This window comes from Streptomyces sp. NRRL S-378 (assembly GCF_000720645.1).
Lineage (GTDB): Bacteria > Actinomycetota > Actinomycetes > Streptomycetales > Streptomycetaceae > Streptomyces.
Genome location: NZ_JOBX01000046.1, coordinates 35,920 through 54,653 on the forward strand (window position 1 = coordinate 35,920; position 18,734 = coordinate 54,653).

17 protein-coding genes and 1 pseudogene are annotated in these 18,734 nt (G+C 74.8%); 7 read left to right on the forward strand and 11 right to left on the reverse strand.

The genetic code is table 11. The features are described from left to right. Positions 1 to 51: 51 nt before the first annotated feature. The 4 genes from IH80_RS0127325 to IH80_RS0127340 all read right to left on the reverse strand — a co-directional run bounded on the left by IH80_RS0127325 (position 52) and on the right by IH80_RS0127340 (position 4,470). Positions 52 to 1,524 carry a hypothetical protein gene (locus IH80_RS0127325; RefSeq protein WP_030964033.1) on the reverse strand — a complete coding sequence of 491 codons (1,473 nt, stop codon included), beginning with the start codon at positions 1,522 to 1,524 and terminating at the stop codon, positions 52 to 54. Positions 1,525 to 1,639: 115 nt separating this feature from the next. Continuing rightward, positions 1,640 to 3,220: a lipase family protein gene (locus IH80_RS46940; RefSeq protein ID WP_158943639.1), complete on the reverse strand. Its 1,581-nt coding sequence runs from the start codon at positions 3,218 to 3,220 to the stop codon at positions 1,640 to 1,642. 212 nt (positions 3,221 to 3,432) lie between these two features. Beyond that, on the reverse strand, positions 3,433 to 3,948 hold the full coding sequence (locus IH80_RS46250) for a hypothetical protein (protein ID WP_030964035.1): 516 nt from the start codon (positions 3,946 to 3,948) through the stop codon (positions 3,433 to 3,435). A gap of 198 nt (positions 3,949 to 4,146) precedes the next feature. Next, positions 4,147 to 4,470 (reverse strand): antibiotic biosynthesis monooxygenase, encoded by a 324-nt coding sequence (locus tag IH80_RS0127340; protein WP_234432397.1) that lies wholly within the window; start codon positions 4,468 to 4,470, stop codon positions 4,147 to 4,149. A 353-nt stretch (positions 4,471 to 4,823) separates the two neighbouring features. On the opposite strand from IH80_RS0127340, the pseudogene IH80_RS42720 reads away from it, so the two are divergent. Together IH80_RS42720 and IH80_RS0127350 are read left to right on the forward strand one after the other, a co-directional pair. Beyond that, positions 4,824 to 4,994, forward strand: a pseudogene (locus tag IH80_RS42720) (ATP-binding protein); the annotation flags it as partial. Between the two features lie 146 nt (positions 4,995 to 5,140). Further along, positions 5,141 to 6,100, forward strand: a complete 960-nt coding sequence (locus IH80_RS0127350) for an MBL fold metallo-hydrolase (protein ID WP_030964040.1) — start codon at positions 5,141 to 5,143, stop codon at positions 6,098 to 6,100. A gap of 91 nt (positions 6,101 to 6,191) precedes the next feature. On the opposite strand, the gene IH80_RS0127355 is transcribed toward IH80_RS0127350, so the two are convergent. Together IH80_RS0127355 and IH80_RS0127360 are read right to left on the reverse strand one after the other, a co-directional pair. Further along, entirely contained in the window at positions 6,192 to 6,575 is a 384-nt protein-coding gene (locus IH80_RS0127355) for a hypothetical protein (RefSeq protein ID WP_030964041.1), read from the reverse strand. 83 nt (positions 6,576 to 6,658) lie between these two features. Then, the gene (locus IH80_RS0127360; RefSeq protein WP_030964043.1) at positions 6,659 to 7,546 is read right to left on the reverse strand and encodes a C40 family peptidase; all 888 of its coding nucleotides are present in this window, start codon (positions 7,544 to 7,546) and stop codon (positions 6,659 to 6,661) included. 292 nt (positions 7,547 to 7,838) lie between these two features. On the opposite strand from IH80_RS0127360, the gene IH80_RS0127365 reads away from it, so the two are divergent. The 3 genes from IH80_RS0127365 (at position 7,839) to IH80_RS0127375 (ending at position 10,446) form a co-directional block, all read left to right on the forward strand. Next, positions 7,839 to 8,579, forward strand: coding sequence for a rhomboid-like protein (locus tag IH80_RS0127365; RefSeq protein WP_199819312.1), 741 nt, complete (start codon positions 7,839 to 7,841; stop codon positions 8,577 to 8,579). 277 nt (positions 8,580 to 8,856) lie between these two features. Continuing rightward, on the forward strand, positions 8,857 to 9,309 hold the full coding sequence (locus IH80_RS44920; RefSeq protein ID WP_051810011.1) for a LysR substrate-binding domain-containing protein: 453 nt from the start codon (positions 8,857 to 8,859) through the stop codon (positions 9,307 to 9,309). A gap of 462 nt (positions 9,310 to 9,771) precedes the next feature. Next, positions 9,772 to 10,446: a deoxynucleoside kinase gene (locus tag IH80_RS0127375; protein WP_030964046.1), complete on the forward strand. Its 675-nt coding sequence runs from the start codon at positions 9,772 to 9,774 to the stop codon at positions 10,444 to 10,446. A 132-nt stretch (positions 10,447 to 10,578) separates the two neighbouring features. Here the strand turns inward: IH80_RS0127375 and IH80_RS0127380 are convergent, their stop codons facing one another. Both IH80_RS0127380 and IH80_RS0127385 read right to left on the reverse strand, forming a co-directional pair. Then, entirely contained in the window at positions 10,579 to 10,929 is a 351-nt protein-coding gene (locus tag IH80_RS0127380; RefSeq protein WP_234432398.1) for a hypothetical protein, read from the reverse strand. Positions 10,930 to 10,981: 52 nt separating this feature from the next. Further along, positions 10,982 to 12,466 carry an exo-alpha-sialidase gene (locus IH80_RS0127385; protein WP_037881242.1) on the reverse strand — a complete coding sequence of 495 codons (1,485 nt, stop codon included), beginning with the start codon at positions 12,464 to 12,466 and terminating at the stop codon, positions 10,982 to 10,984. Positions 12,467 to 12,949: 483 nt separating this feature from the next. On the opposite strand from IH80_RS0127385, the gene IH80_RS0127390 reads away from it, so the two are divergent. Continuing rightward, entirely contained in the window at positions 12,950 to 13,942 is a 993-nt protein-coding gene (locus IH80_RS0127390) for a DUF4344 domain-containing metallopeptidase (protein ID WP_078906772.1), read from the forward strand. Positions 13,943 to 14,227: 285 nt separating this feature from the next. On the opposite strand, the gene IH80_RS41050 is transcribed toward IH80_RS0127390, so the two are convergent. After that, positions 14,228 to 15,328, reverse strand: coding sequence for a hypothetical protein (locus IH80_RS41050; protein WP_051810014.1), 1,101 nt, complete (start codon positions 15,326 to 15,328; stop codon positions 14,228 to 14,230). 440 nt (positions 15,329 to 15,768) lie between these two features. Here IH80_RS41050 and IH80_RS0127410 point away from each other — a divergent pair, with 440 nt between their 5' ends. Continuing rightward, the gene (locus IH80_RS0127410; RefSeq protein ID WP_030964054.1) at positions 15,769 to 16,509 is read left to right on the forward strand and encodes a ferritin-like domain-containing protein; all 741 of its coding nucleotides are present in this window, start codon (positions 15,769 to 15,771) and stop codon (positions 16,507 to 16,509) included. 454 nt (positions 16,510 to 16,963) lie between these two features. On the opposite strand, the gene IH80_RS0127415 is transcribed toward IH80_RS0127410, so the two are convergent. Both IH80_RS0127415 and IH80_RS0127420 read right to left on the reverse strand, forming a co-directional pair. Further along, complete coding sequence (locus tag IH80_RS0127415) at positions 16,964 to 17,407, reverse strand: transglycosylase SLT domain-containing protein (protein ID WP_051810016.1); 444 nt, start codon at positions 17,405 to 17,407, stop codon at positions 16,964 to 16,966. Between the two features lie 391 nt (positions 17,408 to 17,798). Continuing rightward, positions 17,799 to 18,071 carry a DUF3253 domain-containing protein gene (locus IH80_RS0127420; RefSeq protein WP_030964056.1) on the reverse strand — a complete coding sequence of 91 codons (273 nt, stop codon included), beginning with the start codon at positions 18,069 to 18,071 and terminating at the stop codon, positions 17,799 to 17,801. Positions 18,072 to 18,734 lie beyond the last annotated feature (663 nt).

The window sequence follows — 18,734 nt, forward strand, 5'->3', positions numbered from 1 at the left end:
CCGCGCGGGCGCCGGCGGCTCCTGCGTCGCCCGCGCGGTCCCGGGGTCGCGTCAGTCGGCGAGACGGCGGGCGGCTGCGCGGACGTCGGAGGCGGCGCGGGTGCACCGCTCCGCGTGTTCCAGCAGCTGCATCCGGAAGCGTTCGCCGGTCTCGTCGCCGTCCCAGCCCGTTGCGGCGGCGCACGCGGCGAGGCTGCGGGCGTGCCCGTCGAGGCGGTCCGCACCGGCGCGGGCCAGCGCCGCGGACGAGGCCGGGGTGCCGGCGCGTACGGCCCGCGGGACGGCGCCGGCCGCGGGGAGGGCGACCAGCACGGTGTGCGGGGCGAGGGTGAAGGGCATGCGGTCCGGGGTGAGGGCCGGTGACAGCAGGGCCGGCCGGGCGGCCTCGGTGAAGAACCGGACGATCTCCTCGGCGACGTGGACGGCGAAAGCGGTGGCGGAGCAGCCGGTCGTGGATCCGCACAGCGGTGACGGCCCGTCGTGGTCGTGCCCGAGGGCGGCGTCCCGGCCGCCGCCGGAGCCCGCGTGTGCCGTGGCGTCCGCGGGGTCCCGGAGCCAGCCGGGGGCGGCCAGGATCTCGGTGCCCGCGTCGATGACGAGTCCGTCCCACACGAAGCGCGTGCGGACGGGGTGCACGACGGCTTCGAGGGGCGGGAAGTGGTCGAGCGCGAGCGCCACGGCCCCGGCAGGGTCGTCCGCGGCGCCCGGTACGCCCGCGGCGGCGAGGGCGAGTGCCTGGAGGGCGGTGGTGACGGCCGCCTCGGAGACCACGGCCAGGGTGTGGGCCAGCGCCTCCTCGGGCCGTACCTCCCCGGACGGCGGGACGCCCTGCGTACGGGCGGCGGGTACGACGGCCCCGGCGGCCCGGCCGCGGCCCAGGACGGCGGCCGCGGAGCCGGGGTCGGGGTCGGCCAGGTACGGGGCGAGCCGCCGGTTCAGGGCCGCCGACCGGCCGTCGTAGGCGCGGCTGCCCGCGGCCCCGGCCGTTCTGAGCAGCACCTCGGTCAGCAGGGTGTCGTCCGCCGCGGCACCGCCCGCCACCACCCGGCGGGCAGCACGCAGCAGACCGGGCCGCCAGACCTCCCAGGGCACGGCGTGGTCGTCCCGGCGCGCGGCGGCCACCTTCTCCAGTTCTTCGGCCAGCGGCCCGCGGAGTGCGGCCGCCGGCGGGACGCCGTCGGGCGGGAGCGGGACGTGCGGGTACAGGCCGTGGCGGCGTCCGGCCGCGTCGAGCCGGACGGCGGCGGCGAGGGCGTGCGATGCGGCGGCCTCGGCGAGGAGTCCGGCGGTGCCGGCCGCGCCGAGGGGGACGAGGAACGAGCCGAAGGGGGTGCGCAGCCGGACGGGGCGGCCGGAGCGGCTGCGGCGCAGGTGCGCGAGGACCTTGCGGGCCGCGCCCTCCCGGGTGAGGGAGTCCAGGCCCAGGGCGCGGGCGGGTGCGTCCGCCCAGGGCAGGCGGTGGGCGAGCATGGCCGCGCTGAACACTGCGTTCTCCAGGGGCCAGGCGGTGGCGGGGGTGGTCATCGGGGGCGTTCTCCCTCGGATCGCACGGAGGCACGGACAACGGACACGAACGGGGGCGCGGGCGGGGGCGGGGGCCCGGACCGGAGCACGGGCGAGGACCCGGCTGCGGGGTGGGTCACTTGTCGCGGAGCATGTACGGCTGGTTGCCGGTGATCTCGCCGTCGTAGCGCCGGATCGAGGCGTTGACCTGCTCTCGGTAGTGGGCGAGCTCGCCGCGCAGGCTGTCGGAGTAGGCCTGGGGGGCGTGCGAGAGCGGGTAGTCGTAGGACTCGTCGAGCCAGGCCAGTTCCACCCAGCCGGCGGGGAGGTCATGGGGCGAGGCCGGGCCGCGGCCGTCCAGCATCGGGATGACGTCGTGCTTGTTGACCAGGCTGATGACGCGGGTGGTGTGGTCGGCGGGCCGCTTGGCGTCGATCGGGGAGCCGAGCGTGACCACGTGGGTGATCCGGTACTCGGAGGCGACGTCCACGTCGGCGGCCAGGTTCATCGCGGTCAGGCCGCCGAGGCTGTGCCCGACCAGCATCAGCTCCGATCCCGCCGGCACACCGGCCCGGCGCAGGAGCTTCTTCGCCGCCCGGGTGTAGGTGGTGTCGGCGCGCAGGCAGCCGTCGAAGGCGCCGACCAGGTCCTGCGGTGTGCTGTTGCTGAGGAGGGCGAAGCTGGTGCCGGGCAGGAGCAGCACGTGCCGTGCGGTGCCGTCGGCGCAGGCGACGCGGCGCAGCAGGACCAGGCCGTGGTTGCCGAGGGCGCCGATGTCGTTGATGTAGCTGACGATGTCGTTGCGGGAGGTGCCGAGGACCTTGGCGAGGATCGGGTCGGCGTCGACGCGTTCGGCGCGGCCGGGGCCGGGGTTGAGGTATTTGAGCAGGGAGCTGGGCAGGCCGAGGAACGGGTCGGTGGTGGGGACGCCGCCCGCGAGGGTCACCCAGGAGAATTCGTCGTTGACGGGGTTCTCGTCCAGCAGGCCGGTCAGCGCGAGGAGTTCCATGACGACGGGGCTGACGGTGGTGAGGGCGCGGGTGACGCCGAGCCGTTCCACGAGGGCGTGCAGGGCGCGGACGGCCTCCAGCCGGTCCCCGGCGACGACGGCGCCGGTGAGGCGGCGGGCGTGGGCGGAGTCCAGGTTGGGGTGGGTCACGGTGGCCGCTTCGATGCGCAGGGCGAAGGCGTCCACCGCCATGGCGACCGCTGCGGGGCGCCGGCGGGTCACGTTGCCCGCGATGCGGGCGAGTTCGCCGATGACGCCGCCGTTGGGGCCGAAGCCGAGACCGGCCGGGCTGGTGAGGGCGCGTGCGCAGGACAGTGCCGCGCCGAGGGCCCAGGTGGGGCGGCGCAGGGCCTGCAGGGCGAAGCGGCCTCCGGTCAGGGCGTCGGTGAGGTCGGCTCCGGCCTGCCTGGCGGCGAGGGCGGCGTCGGCGAGCAGGACGGAGGCGGCGATGAGGAGTTCGGTGTCGGTACGGGTGGCGGTGGCAGTGGCGGTGGCGGTGGCGGTGGCGGCCGGGGGTCGTGCCGCGGGGCCGTCGTCCGCGGGACCGGAACCGTCGAGGACATCGAGAGTGTCGGGGATGTGGGGGATGTAGGGGGCGTGGGGGGTGTTCTTCTGCTGCCCGTCGGAGAGCTGCCGGGTGGGGTTCCCGGTCGCTTGAGGCATCACGTTCCAGACCTCTCGTCGCATGGCCCGCTGTTCGGGAGGCATGGTGGCACCGAACGGGGGCGCCTCCGGCGCACCGGAGCGCCCGTACCAGCGCTCGGGCGGCGCGGGGCCCCGGCGCGCGCCCCAGCGGCACTGGGATCGGCGCGCCAACGGGCCCCCGGGGCGACGTCCGGGGGCCGGGGGATGATGCCGCGGCTCCCGGTTGACGGGCCGCCGCAGACGGGCGGGAGGGGAGGCGGAACGGGGCGGTCGGGTCAGGCGGGGGTGACCTCGAGGTGGTAGGTGGTGTCGACCCAGAAGCCGCCGTGGGCCTTCGCCTTGATCTCCAGCACGTACTCGCCGGGCTGCAGGGGTGCGATGCCGGCCCAGAGGCCCCAGGTGAGGCGGCGGGTGAGCCACGGGGTGCGGAACCGTGCGGAGTATTCCCGCAGGGGCAGGTCGACGCCGTTGAGGGCGGCCGTGGCCTTGAGCACGTACATGCTCTGCGGGGTCTTGGCGTAGAAGCGGTTGTGCTGCATGTTGAGCACGGGGAAGAAGAGGGGGCGTCCCGCGGGGACGGCGCAGCGGCGCACGACCCGCCCGCCGTAGGTGCCGGCGAGGAACCACAGGTCGTCCGGCTGCTTCCAGCCGGCGTGTTCGCCGGTCGTGTCACTGACCGGGCTGCGGCGCCCCGGTGCGGACAGGGCCCATCGCCACCACCGGCCCGAGAGTGCCCGGCCCTCCGCGTCCGTCAGCTTCCACTCGCTGTCGATAGTTCCCGAACCGCTCATGTCTCCCTCCCCGGTAGCCCTGACCTGGGCATACTCAAGCAGGCGGACCCTACAGCACCGGTCTGGAGCTCCGAGCAGGGGCCGGGGGCCGGGGCCGGCTTCCTGCGGGGGTGGTCGACCCGCCGTTTGCCGGCACCGCCGTTGCCGGCACCGCCGGAGCGGCGGGCCGACGGGGCCGGGGCGGTCCGGGCCGCCGGACTACCGGTCCGACCGAGGTGCGTTCGCCGGGGCGAGGGACGCGAGCGTGAAGTGCCGTACCTGAAGCGGCGCGACGAGGTACTCCTCCTCGCCCGGCAGGACCACGGGACTGCTGCGCCAGTGCTCGCCGGCGTAGCCGACCAGGTCCTGCTCGCTGCGCCAGCGGCTGACGTACACCAGCGAGTCGGGCGGCGCGAGCAGTACCTCGTGGTCCACGAGCCCCGGGTAGCGGCCGGGGAACTCGCGCACCGCGGAGACGATCATGTCGTGGAACGCCTCGAACCGGTCCGGACGTACGCGTGCCTCACTCACCCTGATGATCACGGTCCCCAGGGTGTCAGGCGTCCGGGCGCGGCGCCATGGTCGTGGAGGGAGTTCAGGCCGTCAGGAGGCGCAGGCCGAGGTCCGCCGCGTCGAGCGGCGAGGTGGCTGTTGCGTGCGGCCCACCGGCCGGAGCCGAGGTCGTCGGCGTGGTCACGTCGCTCCAGCAGTACCCACGCCGGCCCGTGCTCGCTCGTGGTGGTCCCGTCGGGAGCGGGCTTCGTCCTGGAGATCCCGAGGGTGAGGAGCCCGTGCTGAACGTCATGGGCCTGCCCGGGGGTGGGTCAGAACGTGAGGCGGAACAGGGCGCCGCCGCCCCGGGGCGGGACCTGTCGGCGGGCACCCCGGGCCGGGGCCCGGAGCTGACGGTCCGCGACCACGGCCCCGGCATCTCCCCGCAGGACCTCCCGCACATCTTCGACCGCTACCGCTACCGCGCCGGCACGGCCCGCGCCCTGCCCGGCTCCGGCCTCGGCCCGGCCATGGCCCGCCAGATCGCCCGAGCCCACTCCGCCGACCTGACGGCCCACCCCCCTCGACGGGCAGGCCGGCCGGGTTGTACTCGGCGGCGTTGTCGAGGTGAGGTGCGGGCCGGGAAAACCGCAGGCCGCCGCGGGCTCCGGCCGTTACGATCGGCGCCTCACCCGATCACGGCCGTCCGACGGAGGCATCGATGGCACCGGCCCCTGCGCGGATGCCCGCCCACCCCGAACGGCTGGAGCGGGGGCATCCGTTCCGGCAGTGGAAGACCTGGCGGATACCCGGTACCGAGCTCACCCTCACCGGGTACTCGCGGGCCAACGACAAGACGTTCTTCGTCGTCCCGGAGCTGCGGTGCGCGCTCGACGCGGGGCTGGCGGAGGGACGGCAGCCGGAGACCGTCTTCCTCACCCACACCCACCACGACCACTCCAAGGACCTCGACCACCTCGCCGCCAGGCCCGGCGGTGTCGACATCCACCTGCCCGCCGCGGCGGTGCCGTACGTGGAGTCCTTCCTGCGGGCCTCGGCCGAGCTGAACCACGGCGCCGCCTACGACCCCTCGCTCGCCGCGGGCTGCCGGCTGCACGGGGTGCGCGGCGGTGACGAGTTCACCTTCGGGCGGCGCGGGCACCGGGTGCGGGTGGTGGACTGCGTCCACAAGGTGCCGTGCGTGGGGTATGCGTTCTCGGAGCCCCGCAAGGTGCTGCTGCCCGAGTACGAGGAGCTGCGGCGCGGCCTGGTGGGGCGGGGCCGGGGTGCGGAGTTCGGCCGGGTCCTCGCGGAGCGCCGCAGGGAGGGCGCGCAGGTCGAGCGGGAGGTGTTCAGACCGTTGTTCGCGTTCCTCGGGGACACCCACGTGCGTGTCTTCGAGGAGAATCCGTGGCTGTTCGAGTACCCGGTGGTCATCACCGAGTGCACGTTCCTCGACGACGCCGAGCTGGCGCGGGCCGACCGGGTGGGGCACACCGTGTGGAGCCGGCTGAGGCCGGTCGTCGAGGCCCACCCGGAGACCCTCTTCGTCCTCACGCACTTCAGCCTGCGCCATTCGGACCGGGACGTGCTCGACTTCTTCCGCGACGAGCAGCCCGGCAACGTGCTGCTGTGGGCGCATCCGGAGAGCCGGCTGCCCGAGCAGCACCAGCACGGCTGAGCACGGCCGGGCACGGCTGACGGCTGACGGCTGACGGCCCCCGGCGGCGTGCTGCCGACGGGGGCCGGGGGCGGGCCGGTTCCTCAGGGGGTCAGCACTCGCGCAGGCCCGGCGCGGGGTCGACGGAGGTGTGGACGTCGACGGCCGCGACGTTGCCCCACTGGCCGTTGTCCAGCTGGGTCCAGTACCAGACGTTGTTGCCGCCGGCGTGCTGGTCACCGCGGCCCCAGCACTGGAACCAGCTGGGGCTGGTGTTCAGCGGCCCGCGCACCGCGGAGTTGTACCGGCGGTGCTCGTAGCCCTTGGCGCCGACCCGGTTGCCGCACCACAGCTTTCCGTCGGCGCGGACGCCGCATTCGGCGGCTGCGCTCCGCCCGGTGGCGGGCGTGGCCGCGGCGGGGCCGGTCACGGTGGCCATGCCGCCCGCCAGAGCGGCGACGGCGAGCCCCAGGGCGATCTTCCTGCCTGCGTACATGGTTCCTCCTCGGGAAACGGCTCCTCCCGGAGCCGGGGTGTGATGGATGTGACGGGCGTGCTGTGCGTGGGAGGTGGGGGTGTTCAGGGGCAGGTGCGTACGCCGTCCAGCCAGGCCGGGCCCTTGATGTAGATGTTGGTGATCCACGCCCCGTACTCGGGCAGGTAGGACCAGGCGTCGTTGGTGTAGCCCTCGGCGGTCACGGGTTCGGCGTGCTTCTGGCATGCGATGCGCACCGTGGTCGGGCCGGGGAACCTGTGCACCCGCTCGCTGGTGGTGGACGGCTCCTTGTGGGTCCACACGTCCGTGCCCCAGGTGCTGAACGTGCCGGGTGCCGTCGCCGGCGGCGCGATGCGGACCGCTCCGGCGTAGTCGCCGCCCAGCCGTACGTCGCTGACGGTGATCCGGGTGCCCGATTCGCGGGCCTCGACCATTTTCCCCGCGCCGAGGTAGAGGGCGATGTGGTGGATGGAGCCCCCCGAGCCCCAGGCCAGCAGGTCGCCCGGGAGCAGTGGCGCGGTTCCCTGGGCGGCGGTGAACCGCTGTTGTGCCTGCGGTGCGTGGAACTGGTGGTAGGCGTTGCCGGGCAGCGGATCGCCGCCGGCCGCGCGGTGGTAGGCGTAGCGGACCAGTCCCGAGCAGTCGAAGCCCAGCCGTTCCGGGTCGTGTGCGCTGTCGGGGTCGCTGGGGTCGACCTGGCCGTACGTCGGGCCCGGCTGGGGTCCGTGGCCGCCGCCCCAGGTGTACCAGACGCCGATCTGCTCGCACGCGGCCGCCACGGCCTTCTCTGCCACAGCGGAGGCCCCGGGGGCGAGGGTGCGGCACTCCCCCGCCGCTGCCGCCGTCCTCGCCGTGCCCGGTGCCGCGGCCACGGTGGCGGCGCCGGCGGTGCGGGCGCCTCCCCAGGTGGCCAGGAGGGTGAGTGCCGTCGCCGCCGTCACCGCTGCGGCCGCCGTCCTGCGCGTCGTCATGTTCCGGTCCCCCGTCTCGTCGGCGCCCCGTGCCCGTCGAGGTCGTCGTGGGCGTCGTGTTCGTCGGCTCCGAGACTGTTCCCCGGCGCCGCCGTGTGTCGAGGAGGCGCGGGTCGCCCCTTGCGAACGGGAAACGGGAAACTTCCGGGAAACCCCGTCCCACCAGGGGTTTTGAGGATCCGTCAGGGGGCTGTGCGGGAGGGGCCGGAACCCGGGCGCGATGAACCGCATCCCCTTGAGGGGCCGGTCCGGGACCGGTCCGTCTTCGACCCGGTCTGGAGAATGCCGCAGTATGAACCGCCCGTCACCGTCGGGTCTGTCGGGCAGAGCGCTCCGCGCCCTGCGGGAGTACCCGCGCCGTGCGCCGCTGACCCTCGCCTACGTCTGTGTGCTCCTGGCGGGCCACGTCTGGCTGGGCCACGGGCTGTCCGCCGGACGGGCGGCCGGGGTGCTGGGGCACGTCAGCACCAACCTGGACAACCTGCGGGACCATCCGCTGTCCGCGCTGGCCGGCAGTGCGCTGTTCTTCGACGGGACGCTCACGGACGTCGCCTCGCCCGGCTTCGTGGGCACCTTCATCACCCTGGGTCTCGGGGTGTGCTGCTTCCTGGCCCGGGCGGAGTACCGGTGGGGGAAGCGGCGCGCCGTGGCGGTGTTCCTCGGCGGGCATGTCGCGGCCACCCTGCTCACCGCTGTCGTCATCGTCGTCGCGCTGCGGTACGGCTGGTATCCGGCGGCCGTGCGGGAGTCCTTGGACTTCGGGATCAGTTACGGTGCGCAGACCGTGCTGGCGGCCGGCACACCGGCGCTGCCGCGCCGGGGCCGTCTGCCCTGGGCGGCGTTCGTGCTGGCGTGGCCCCTCGGGGGTGCCGAATGGTCCGGTCCGCTGCCGGACTTCACCACCGTCGGCCATCTCACTGCGGCGGTCATCGGCTTCGCCCTGCTGGCCGTCCCCGCTCTCGGGCGTCGGCGGGTGCGCGGTGCGCGGGCGGCGGCGGCCGGAGCACCGGGGCCTGGGCGCTGCGCGGGGTGAAGGACGCAGTCGATGCGGGCCAGGCCTTCGTGGAGCCCGCGTGCTCCCCGGGCGACGTGCTCGTCGGGGTCGCGGGCCAGTTCCTCGCAGATCCGCATCGCCTCGTCGCGTTCGGCGGCGCAGATGGCGAACGCGTCACGGAGCGCGGTGTGGATCCGGCCGGAGTGGCGGCTCGACCAGCGCCACGACCGCCGTGCGCCGCAGGGCACTGTTCACCGGCCCGCCCCCCTCTTCCGCGGATTCCGGCCAAGGTGACACCGGGGCGTCGGGCGGACGGGTGGGGGCGGCAGGCGACCTCACCGTCGGACCGACCCTGTGCACGGACTCGCGGATCCTGGCCGTGGCCGCCGGCCACCGGCTCGCGGAACGGGACTCGGTGCCGCTGGAGCTGCTCGCGGACTTCCCGCACGGCACCGCCCTGGACGTGCCGGACTACTGGGAGGACAGCTACCTGCCCTTCCACACCCCGCGGGGCCGGCCGATCGAGCGCATCGAGTCCGCGGCCTCGGACAACGCCGACGGCCTGATCGGCCATGTCGGCATGGGGGACATCGTCCACACCTTCCCCGGGCACGTCACCCGGTACTGGGGGATGCCGAACATCCGGTGGATCCCCCTTCCCGACAGGGGCACCCTGCGCTTCGCCCTGGTCTGGCGCACCGAAGCCGGGAACGACCTCGTCCGCGCCCCGGCGGCCACGGTGTGCGATCTGGGCGTGCTCCGCTTCTGACCCGGCCGGGCCCGGCCGCCGGACCCGGCGGGTTCCCGGGGCCGGGCGGGTGCCGGCGGGGCCGTGCGGGTCCACGCGGGTCCCCGGCGGGGCAGGGCGCAGGCCGGCGGTGGGGGCGGGCGCGGCCCGGTCCACCTGAGCCCCGCCGGCCCGCGGCCGGGGCGGGGCGAGCAGGGTGCGTCGCGGAGCGAAGCGCTGGTCGGCGCGGGTGAATCGTCATCTAAGATTCAAGCTGGCCGCGGGGCCGGGGCTCGTCGCAGTGCGCGGCGACCGCGGAAGGGCCAGGCCGGCCGGTCGATGAGAGCGGCCCGCGTCGGGGGTTCCGGTCCGGTCCGGACGGGGACCGTCTGACGCTGATCATGAAGCTCCCGGGGAATCGCGTGCCGTCGGCGTGCGTCTCAGTGGTGTGAGATGCCCAGCCCGCACGCCCACGCACATATGACCGCCGGGGAGAAGTGAGGTATGGCAGTGATCTGCGTCGGAGGCATGATCGGGATCGGCAAGACGAGCGTCGCCGAACTGCTCGCGAAGGAACTGGGCAGCGAGGTCTTCTACGAGAGCGTCGACGACAATCCGATCCTTCCGCTCTTCTACACGGCGAGCCCCGAGGAGATCCAGGCGAGGCGCTACCCCTTCCTGCTCCAGCTGTACTTCCTGCAGACGCGGTTCGCCTCGATCAAGGAGGCGTACAAGCAGGGCGACAACGTCCTGGACCGGTCCATCTACGAGGACTGGTACTTCGCCAAGGTCAACCACGACCTGGGCCGGATCAGCTCCCTCGAGATGCAGGTGTACGAGGGGCTGCTGGGCGAGATGATGCGCGAGATCGACGGCCTGCCGTACCGCAAGGCACCCGATCTCATGGTCTACCTCAAGGCGGACTTCGAGACGGTGCTGCACCGGATCGGCCTGCGGGGCCGGGACTTCGAGCAGGACGAGGGCCTCATCGACTACTACCGGACGCTGTGGTCCGGCTACGACGACTGGGTGCACAAGCACTACTCGGCCAGCGAGGTCCTCATCGTCGACATGAACAGCACGGATGTCGTGCACAACCCCGACGACGCGGCCCGCGTGGTGCAGGAGGTCAAGGACGCCCTGGCCGCGGTCAGGCGGAACGCCCCCGCCGGTCTCTGAACGGCGTGGCCGCCGCGGCGGCCACGCCCGCCCCCGCCGCGCCCGCCCCCGCCGCGCCGGGGCCCGATGGGCCGGCGGCCCGGGCGGACGGTGTCCGCGGGGAGGGATGGGTCCCTCCGCAGTCCTGACCGCTCACCACCGGCCGGGGGCCGCGGCGAACAGGGGAAGGAAGGACTCGCCCCCGTCCCCGACGACAGGGCAGGCCGCCGCGACCGGTCCCCGGGACAGCTCCGCGAGCCGGGCGAGGACCGCCGCCTCGGACGGGAGCCCGGCCGGATCGAGACCGAGCACCCGGGCCGCCCGGTCACGCCGCCGGCAGAGGCCGGGGCCATCCTCCCGGTACTCCTCGGCGAGCGCCCGGAGTCCCCCGGCCGTCCGCCCGGGAGCGGACTCCCACCACGGCGCCACCAGACACAGCCGCACCAGCTCCGGGAGCCCGAGCGCGAGCGGCCCGGCCTCGCCGTCGAGGCTCACGTACACCACGGGGCGTTCCCTCTGTGCCCTCGCCGGCGAACGGGGGGGGGCAGGCCGGCCTTCACCGGGTGCTGAACGTGGCGGTGTAGACGTCCGTACGGTTGCGCGGTGCGTCGGAGTGGGTCTCGGTCAGCACCGCCCTCACTCCCCTGCCGTCCGCTGCCAGGCCCTGGTAGTCGCCCAGGAAGTAGCCCCCGGCGAACGGCGCCTGCAGCCAGTCGAAGACCCGTGAGATCCGCCGCTCGGTCCGCCGCTCCGCCTCTCCGTGCGGGAGCGTGGCCAGCTGGTAGGCGGTGGGCAGGGTGGTGGTGTCGCCCGGCTCGAGGAAGCGCAGGTCGTAGTAGGTCAGCGCGACCGTGCCCCGCTCGTCGACCGCGATCGACGGGGAGAACGCCGGCACGCCCTCGGGGCTGATCAGCTCGGGGGTCCCCCAGGTGCGTCCGCCGTCGGTGGAGCGCACGAGCTGGACGGCGTCGAAGTCGCCGCCGGAGAAGTCGGAGCCTTCGTAGGCCATGTACAGCGTGCCGGTCCTCGGGTCGACGGCCGGGCTGGGCAGGGTGGACGCGGCGCGCAGCTGCTTGGTGGGGTCGTTCGGGTGCACCTCCGGTACGGAGGTGTCCCGGGCGACGGTGGTCGGGGCGCTCCAGGTCCGGCCGGCGTCGGTGGAGGTGACCATCGCGTAGTGGGCTTCGGTGACGGTGCTCAGGTCGTCGGAGTAGGTGATCCGGTCGAAGAAGTCGTACAGGGTGCCGGTGCGCGGGTCGACGACGATGACGTGGCCGATGGTCTGCGTGTTGGGCACGGCGGCGGTGTCGACGAACGGCCGTGCCGTGCTCCAGGTGCGGCCGCCGTCGCGGGTCAGGGAGATGTAGCCGGGACCGTCGAGGGAGCCGGGGCCGGGCGGGTCGTTGTCGAGGCGGTTCCAGACCTGGTAGGCGGTGCCCTTTCGGATCGGGTCCGCGGTCAGGGAGGGCTTGTCGTTGAAGAACGGCTGCTCGTCGACGTGCGTGGTGGTGACGTTGTGCCAGGTGCGGCCGCCGTCGCGGGAGGTGGCGGTCAGCAGGGCGCTGCGGGTGCTGCGGGTGAAGTCGACGCCTTCCCCGCTCGCGTAGACGGTGCCGTCGGGTCCGGTGCTCACCCAGGGGTCGGAGGCCCGTTCGTAGTCCGCGCCGCCCGGGGCGCACAGGCTGAACGGCAGCGTGCTGCGGTGGAAGGTGCGGCCGTCCGTGGTCCAGGAGGCCACCAGGCCGCGGGCGGCGCCGTCGTTCCAGCGGTCCTGCTGGTAGACGGTGACCACGCGCCGGGGGTCGCGCGGGTCGACGGACAGGTACGGCTCCACCTCGGTGCCCGGGTGGACGACGCTGTCGGGGGACCTCGCGCCGACGGTGCAGTGCGCGTACGGGTCGCCGTGGGAGACCTGGGTCAGGGGTGCGCCGTCGGGGGCGGGGTTGCGGTCTGCCGCCGCGGGGGTCGCGCCGGTGGCCGTGACGAGCAGGAGCGCGGCTGCGGCGGCGGTGACGGCGGTCAGGTGCGGGACGAGGCGCATGCGGGATTCTCCTGCCGGGCCTCGGCGGCCGGGTGCGGGACCCGCCGTGGCCGGCGGGGCGGGGGGGGACGGCTTGACGGCTCCGCCTGGTGTTCTTCGGCGTGGTGGCGGGTGGCCTTGATGGGCCGAACGGCGCAGGTCTTCGCCGGGGCCGGCGGCAGCGCGGTGGCCGCGGGAGCCCCCTGGGGTGAAGCCCTTCGGACCGGGCCGGCGCCAGCGGCGGACGGGGCCGCGGGGGCGGGGGCCGCGGTGGGCGGTCCGCCGCGGGCGGGGCTGTTGCCCCGGCGGGCGGGGGCCGGGGCACTGCGATGCGCCGCGGGGGCGGGAGGTGCTGCGGTCCGCCGCGGTCGGTGGCGGCACTGCGATGCGCCGCGGGGAGGCGGACGCACATGGGTGTGGTCGCCCGAACGGGTGGCTCGAGGGGCACCCGTCCGCGGACGGCCGCAGGATCGGTGCGGGGACACGCGACGGGAGCCGACCAGGATGCCGAACACCACCGGTTGCTCGAAGAGGATCCGTGCCGTCCTGTCAGGGGTGCTGGTCCTCGCCTCCGTCGCCGCCACCGGGTGCGGCGGCACGGCCCGCGACACCGGGCAGGGGGCCGGGGCCGGGGCCCGTCCCCAGGCGGCGCGCTCCGGCAGGGTCACCGTCGTCTACGAGGACAGGACCGTGCAGCCGCAGGACCGGCAGGTGGTGGCGCTGATCCGGAACTCCCGTGTGCTGGAGCGGTCGGCCGACTGGGTGAGCAGATCCCTCGCCCTCCCGCACGACATGGTCGTCAAGGTCACCGCCGACGTGCCGCCCGGTGTCACCGACGCCGTCACCCAGCCCGACGGCAGGACGATCTACATCCCGCCCTCGTTCCTGGCGCAGATCGAGAAGGCCCTCGCCGATGTGGTGAAGACCGTCGAACGGCCCGCGCCGTTCCCGGCGTCGGAGTACAACACCGACGACCTGACGGTGCTGTCGACGGAGTTCATCTTCGGCCACGAGATGGGCCACGCCCTGCAGCGCCAGCTCCTGCTGGCCAACCTCGGCCTCGAAGAGGACGCGGCCGATGGCTACGCGTCCTTCTACACCGTCAACGAGGTCGGGCCGGGCCCCTCGCTGGCCGCCGCGATCCTCTTCGACGAGATCGCCCGCAAGGAAGGCCGGCTGACCCTGGAGGGCCTGGCGAGCGACCACCCCGTCACCCAGCAGCGGGTCTTCAACTTCCTGTGCTACCTGGAGGGCAGCGACCCGGCGAAGTACAAGAAGCCCCTCGTCGACGGCGGTTACCTCCCCCGGACCCGCGCCCCGCTGTGCCCGCAGGCGTGGGCGATGCTGGACTACGGCTGGTGGACCCAGCTCCGGCCCCACTTCAGTGCGGCGTTCAAGTCCCAGGGGGACGAGCAGCAGCAGAAGGCGCACGCCCGGCTGATCGCGGCGACCAAGGCCTTCGCGGAGCAGCTCGACGAGCTCCGCCGCGCGCAGTGATGCCGTCCGGCAGGGGCCGGGAGCGCCGCTCCCCCGGCCTCCCGGGCGTGTGGCGCAGTTGTTTTCCCCGGGAGCGGTGACGTCGGTGTCCGGGCCGGTGGCCATGTCTCTGCGGGTTCGCGGCCCCCGCCGTCTCCGTCCTGGCCTTCACCGCCGGCGCGGGCCTCGGCCGGGTGTGGCCGGCCGCCCGGTCCTGCGTCTGGGCACCGGCCCGGCGGCAGCCCGCCAGGGCGTGCCCGGCGGGCTGCGGGACGGGGTGCGGGACGGGGTGCGGGACGGGGTGCTCTAGCGGCGGAAGCCCCGTCGGGGGTTTCTGCCTCTGCTGGGGTCGAAGGGGGTGAACCAGGCGGCCCGGCCGAGGCCGGCCGGGCCCGTGGGGTCGGTGTGGAAGAGCATGAGGACGTCTTCGTTGCGGAACAGCGGGTGGGAGAGGTCGTAGTCGTCCTGGTGCTGCGGGAGGGTGTGGTGGTCGTCGTCCTCGCAGAGGTCGTCCAGGTGGGCGGGAACGTCCTGGACGGCGAGGTGGAGGGCCATCTCCTCGGCGGTGCAGGTCGGTTCGGGCCAGTGCCCGTCCGCGAGGTCGCCGGCCAGGTCGTCGAAGGCGCGCGCCATCCGCCGCCGCCAGCGGTGGTCGGCGGTCCACGTGAGCGGGGGCAGCCGGTCGAAGACCTCCAGCGACGCGGGGCCGGCGCCGGGCAGGAGGTGGTCCGCGAGGTACTGCGCGTCGTCGTAGGCCTGGTCGGCGAGGACGGCCAGGGCCGTGTGGAGGAGGTCGGCGGTGCGGGGGGTGAGCTGCCACCGGTGTTTGCCGGGGTGCCGGCCCGCGGCCGTGCACGGGTGGTCGCGGGGGGCGAAGAGGGCCGCGAAGTCCGGCGTGCGGACGGCGGCGGGGGCGGGTCCGGTCCGCCGGTCCGGCGGACGTGCGGCACCGTGGTGGGCCGGTCCGGCCGCGTCACCGGGACCGGGTACGGGACCGGGTGCGACTGCGGGTACGGGGCCAGGTGCGACTGCGGGGACGGGGGTGAGGGTGTGGAGTTCTGCGGTGCTCCGGTGTTCCAGGGTCCGGGTTCCGGCGACGTCGGGTTGCGCGGTGAGGGCCGTCATGGCCCCGATCAGGTCGCGCGGGTCGTCCTCGCCGCGTTCGGACGCCGGCAGCGGCTGCCATCCGCGGTCGGCGGCGGCGTGCAGGAGCGCGTCCTCGTCGGTGACGCGGTACTCGTAGGTGTGCGTGATCCGTATGACCGCGCCCCGCTGGCTCCGGGACCGCGATCGGGGCGGGCTGGTGAGCGGCGAGGCCAGCAGGAGCGCCCGGTGCCGGGTGTCGTGGGGCTGCGGGAGGGGGACGACCGGGGCCGGGGCGGAGTGCGCGGAGGGGTGCTGGTGCATGCTCGGGCTGTTCCTCACGGGGCGGGTCGGCGGGGGGCGGCTGGGGTCGTCGCGGGGCGGCAGGCTGCCGGTCGCGGGGGCGCGCCGTCAGGTGCGCCCGTAGTCATGGACGGGGAACTGCCCTCGGTCAGTTTCACCGGCTTTCCGGCGACCGCCGGCCGGTACCGCGCGGACGAAGGGCCTGCCCTGCTCCGCCCGGCCGTGGGCGGCGGTGGTGTCGTGAAGTCACGTTCGTGCGCAGGGCGCTGAGTTCGCGGGCGCCGAGGCGGGTGGTGAGGTGGCGGGTGGTGAGGTGGCCGGAGGCGGCGTAGCGCCCTCTGCGCGGCGCGCAACGGCTGGATCTGGCGCGCCCGGGGACCCGGGGGCTCGGGGCGTTCTGTTACGCGGCCATGACGTCCCCACGCTTTTGAACACGATCAACATTGGCTAAATTCTTGAACATGATCAAAACTGGGTACGGTTCATGGGTGCGGGAGTTCGAGGCCGAGCGGGAGCGCCGGGCAGCGTTGGGCGACCCCGACTGGGGCAGGGGCGCGCAGTTGCCGGCGGAGATCGTCCGCAGCATCCAGAAGTTCCAGGTCGGCGAGGACGGTGACGGCTCCGCGCTGTGCGGCAAGGCCGATCTCGCGGGCGATCCGGTCTACTCCGAGGCGGTGCGGCTCTTCATCGCCGAGGAGCAGAACCATGCGCGGATGCTGAAGCTGCTGCTGGAGGCCGGCGGGGCCGGCACTCTCGACGGGCACTGGAGCGACGCGGCCTTCGTCCGGGTACGGCGGCTGCTCGGGCTGCGGATGGAACTGCTGGTGCTGATGATCGCCGAGGTGGTGGCCCTGGGGTACTACCGGGCCCTGCGCGACGGCGCCGCCGATCCGCTGGCCCGCGAGGTCGCGGGCCGGATCCTCGCGGACGAGGAGCGGCACGTCCCCTTCCACTGCCTGCGGCTGCGGGAGGGCCTGACCGGGCTGCCCCGGCCCGTCCGCGGGGCGGTGACGGCCGGGTGGCGCGGGCTGCTGGCGGGCGCCGCCGCCCTGGTCGCGGTGGACCACGGCCCGGCCCTGCGGGCCTGCGGGGTGGGCCGCCGCGCCTTCGTCGCGCAGTCCGTGCGCGCCTCGGGGTGGATGGCCCGCGCGATGTCGGGGGGTCCGGTCCCCGCGCCGGCGGAGACGGGCACCCGGGTGTGACCGCCGCCGGCGCGGGCGGGCGGCCGAGGCGATGGCGGGGGGGGGCCGGCGCGGGGCGGGGAACGCACCCTCCTCGGCGGCGTCCGCGGCAGGGCCTCCGGACGGTCCGCGCGGTCGCGGCGCTCCTCGGCGAAGCGGCGTACTGGGGGGCAGGGCCGTCGGCGGTCGCCGGCCGGCTGGAGCGGCGGCCGGCCGCGGAGGCGCTGCCCGGGACGTTCGGCGACGGCCCGGCCCCGGGGTGACAACGGCCGGACCGCCCTCCGGGAGCGGGTGCGGTCACGGCTCGGTGCGGGGACCGGGGCGCAGGGGGCGCGGGGGGCGGCGGCGGGGAGAACCACCCGCTGCGCGCTCCTGCCGGTCCGCGCGTACGCGGCCCCGGGTATGCGAAGACGCCCCGGCCGGGAGGTCCCGGCCGGGGCGTCTTCGTGGTGTGCGTCGGCTGCCCGCTGGTGGCTCAGTACCAGTGGTGGGTCTGCCAGAAGTTCCAGGCGCCGACGGGGCTGCCGTAGCGCTCGTTCATGTAGTCCAGGCCCCACTTGATCTGGGTGGCCGGGTTGGTCTTCCAGTCCGCGCCCGCGGAGGCCATCTTCGAGGCCGGCAGGGCCTGGACCAGGCCGTACGCGCCGGAGGAGGCGTTGGTGGCGGTGTGGTTCCAGCCGCTCTCGCGGGAAACGATGTTGTTGAAGGCCGCGAACTGCGCCGGGTCCTTGATCATCTGCTGGGCGATCGCCTTGGCGCTCATCGGGGCCGCCTGGGCGGGAACCGTGGCGAGCATGGAGCCGGCGACGCCGAGGGCGACGACGGTACCTGCGAGGGCCTTCTTGGAGGCGGCGATGCGGCGGATGACGGCGTTGGACACGGAGGTTCCTTCCACAGGGGACTGGGGCGGTCGCGGCATGCCTGGGGCATGCGTGAGCCACTCACGCGGTGGAGAGGGGTTCGTCGGCGGTGGGTGAGGAACCCGTGCCGCCCGGCGACTCATCCAGTTCTACCGACGCCCCACCGCCCTGGCAACGACCGCCATTACTAGGGGGCTTCGCAGTCGGGGCCCCACGGCCTGGTGGGGGGCGGGGCGGGATTCGCGCAGGTGGGAGCGGGACGGGAGGGGGGCGCGGCGGACCGTGGGGGTCTACTATCCCGGTTCGTGTGTGACGTGAGTCCTATGGGGCGGCTCACCCCCGGGGCGCCCGGATCTCACCGAGCGTCACCGCGTGTACCCCTTCGAGAGACTGGGCTGCATGTCCGTATTGCACCGAAATCAAAGGAGATGTGCGGTTTGGGCTGTGTCCTCATGGGGTGCGGCGAATACGGACCGGACCGCGGGCCTGCTCCGGGTCGACGGGGCGGCCGCCCTGGACGACCTCCACCTCGCCGGCGGCGACCAGCCGCCGGGCCGCACGGCGGGCCGGTTCCATGAGGGCGCGCCAGCCGTCGTCGTCCCCTTCGTACACGGCGCGCGCGGCGTCGGAGGGACAGATCGTCGCGGTGGGGGCCCGGCGGTCCAGGAGTTCGAGGATGGCGCGCTCCAGCCGCCGGTCCATCTGCCGATCGGTACCGGTCACCGCGCCAGTGTCGCACCGGCCACCGCCCCTCCCCCGCCGCCGGGCCGGCCCGGCGGCGGGGGACGCACGGACACCGCTCTCACCGAGAGCGGGCGGTCCCCCGGGTCGCCGAGCGGTGACGGGCGCCCGGCCGGTGCGGGCGCCCGTACCGGCGCCCCTCGACCGGGACGGCGGTCCCCGGCACGGCGGCCCCCGGGCGGGTCCCGCGGCGACCTTGCCCGGGCGGGGTGGGGCTGAGCTCGACGGCGCAGTACCTGCGCAACGCGCGCGTGGGCCTGCTGCGCGTGGAGCCCACCACGGGTGGCTCGGGCCGGAGAACGGCGGTGCGGCTGGTGTCGTACGTGCCGCTGGACGGGCGGACGCGGACGCGGGAGCGGCTGGGCGGCTGGGGCGACTGGAGGAGCTCGCCGGAACGCGGGACGGGGTGCGGGACGGGGTTTCCGCGGAGGTCGGAGGCCGCCCTCGGGGCGGCCGGCGCCCGGAGGGCGGGCATCCCGGCCATCCCGTGGGGGGTGTTTGTCGTTTTCGGTCAAGGGGGGCGGGGTTTCTGGTCGTCTGCGGTGGATGGTCCGGCTTCCGGGGCGGGGGCTGTACTGGCTGCACTGGCTGCACTCAGCCGTACGGAGGGGCGGCGGCGCGGGCGTGTGTTCCGCGGTGCGGGCG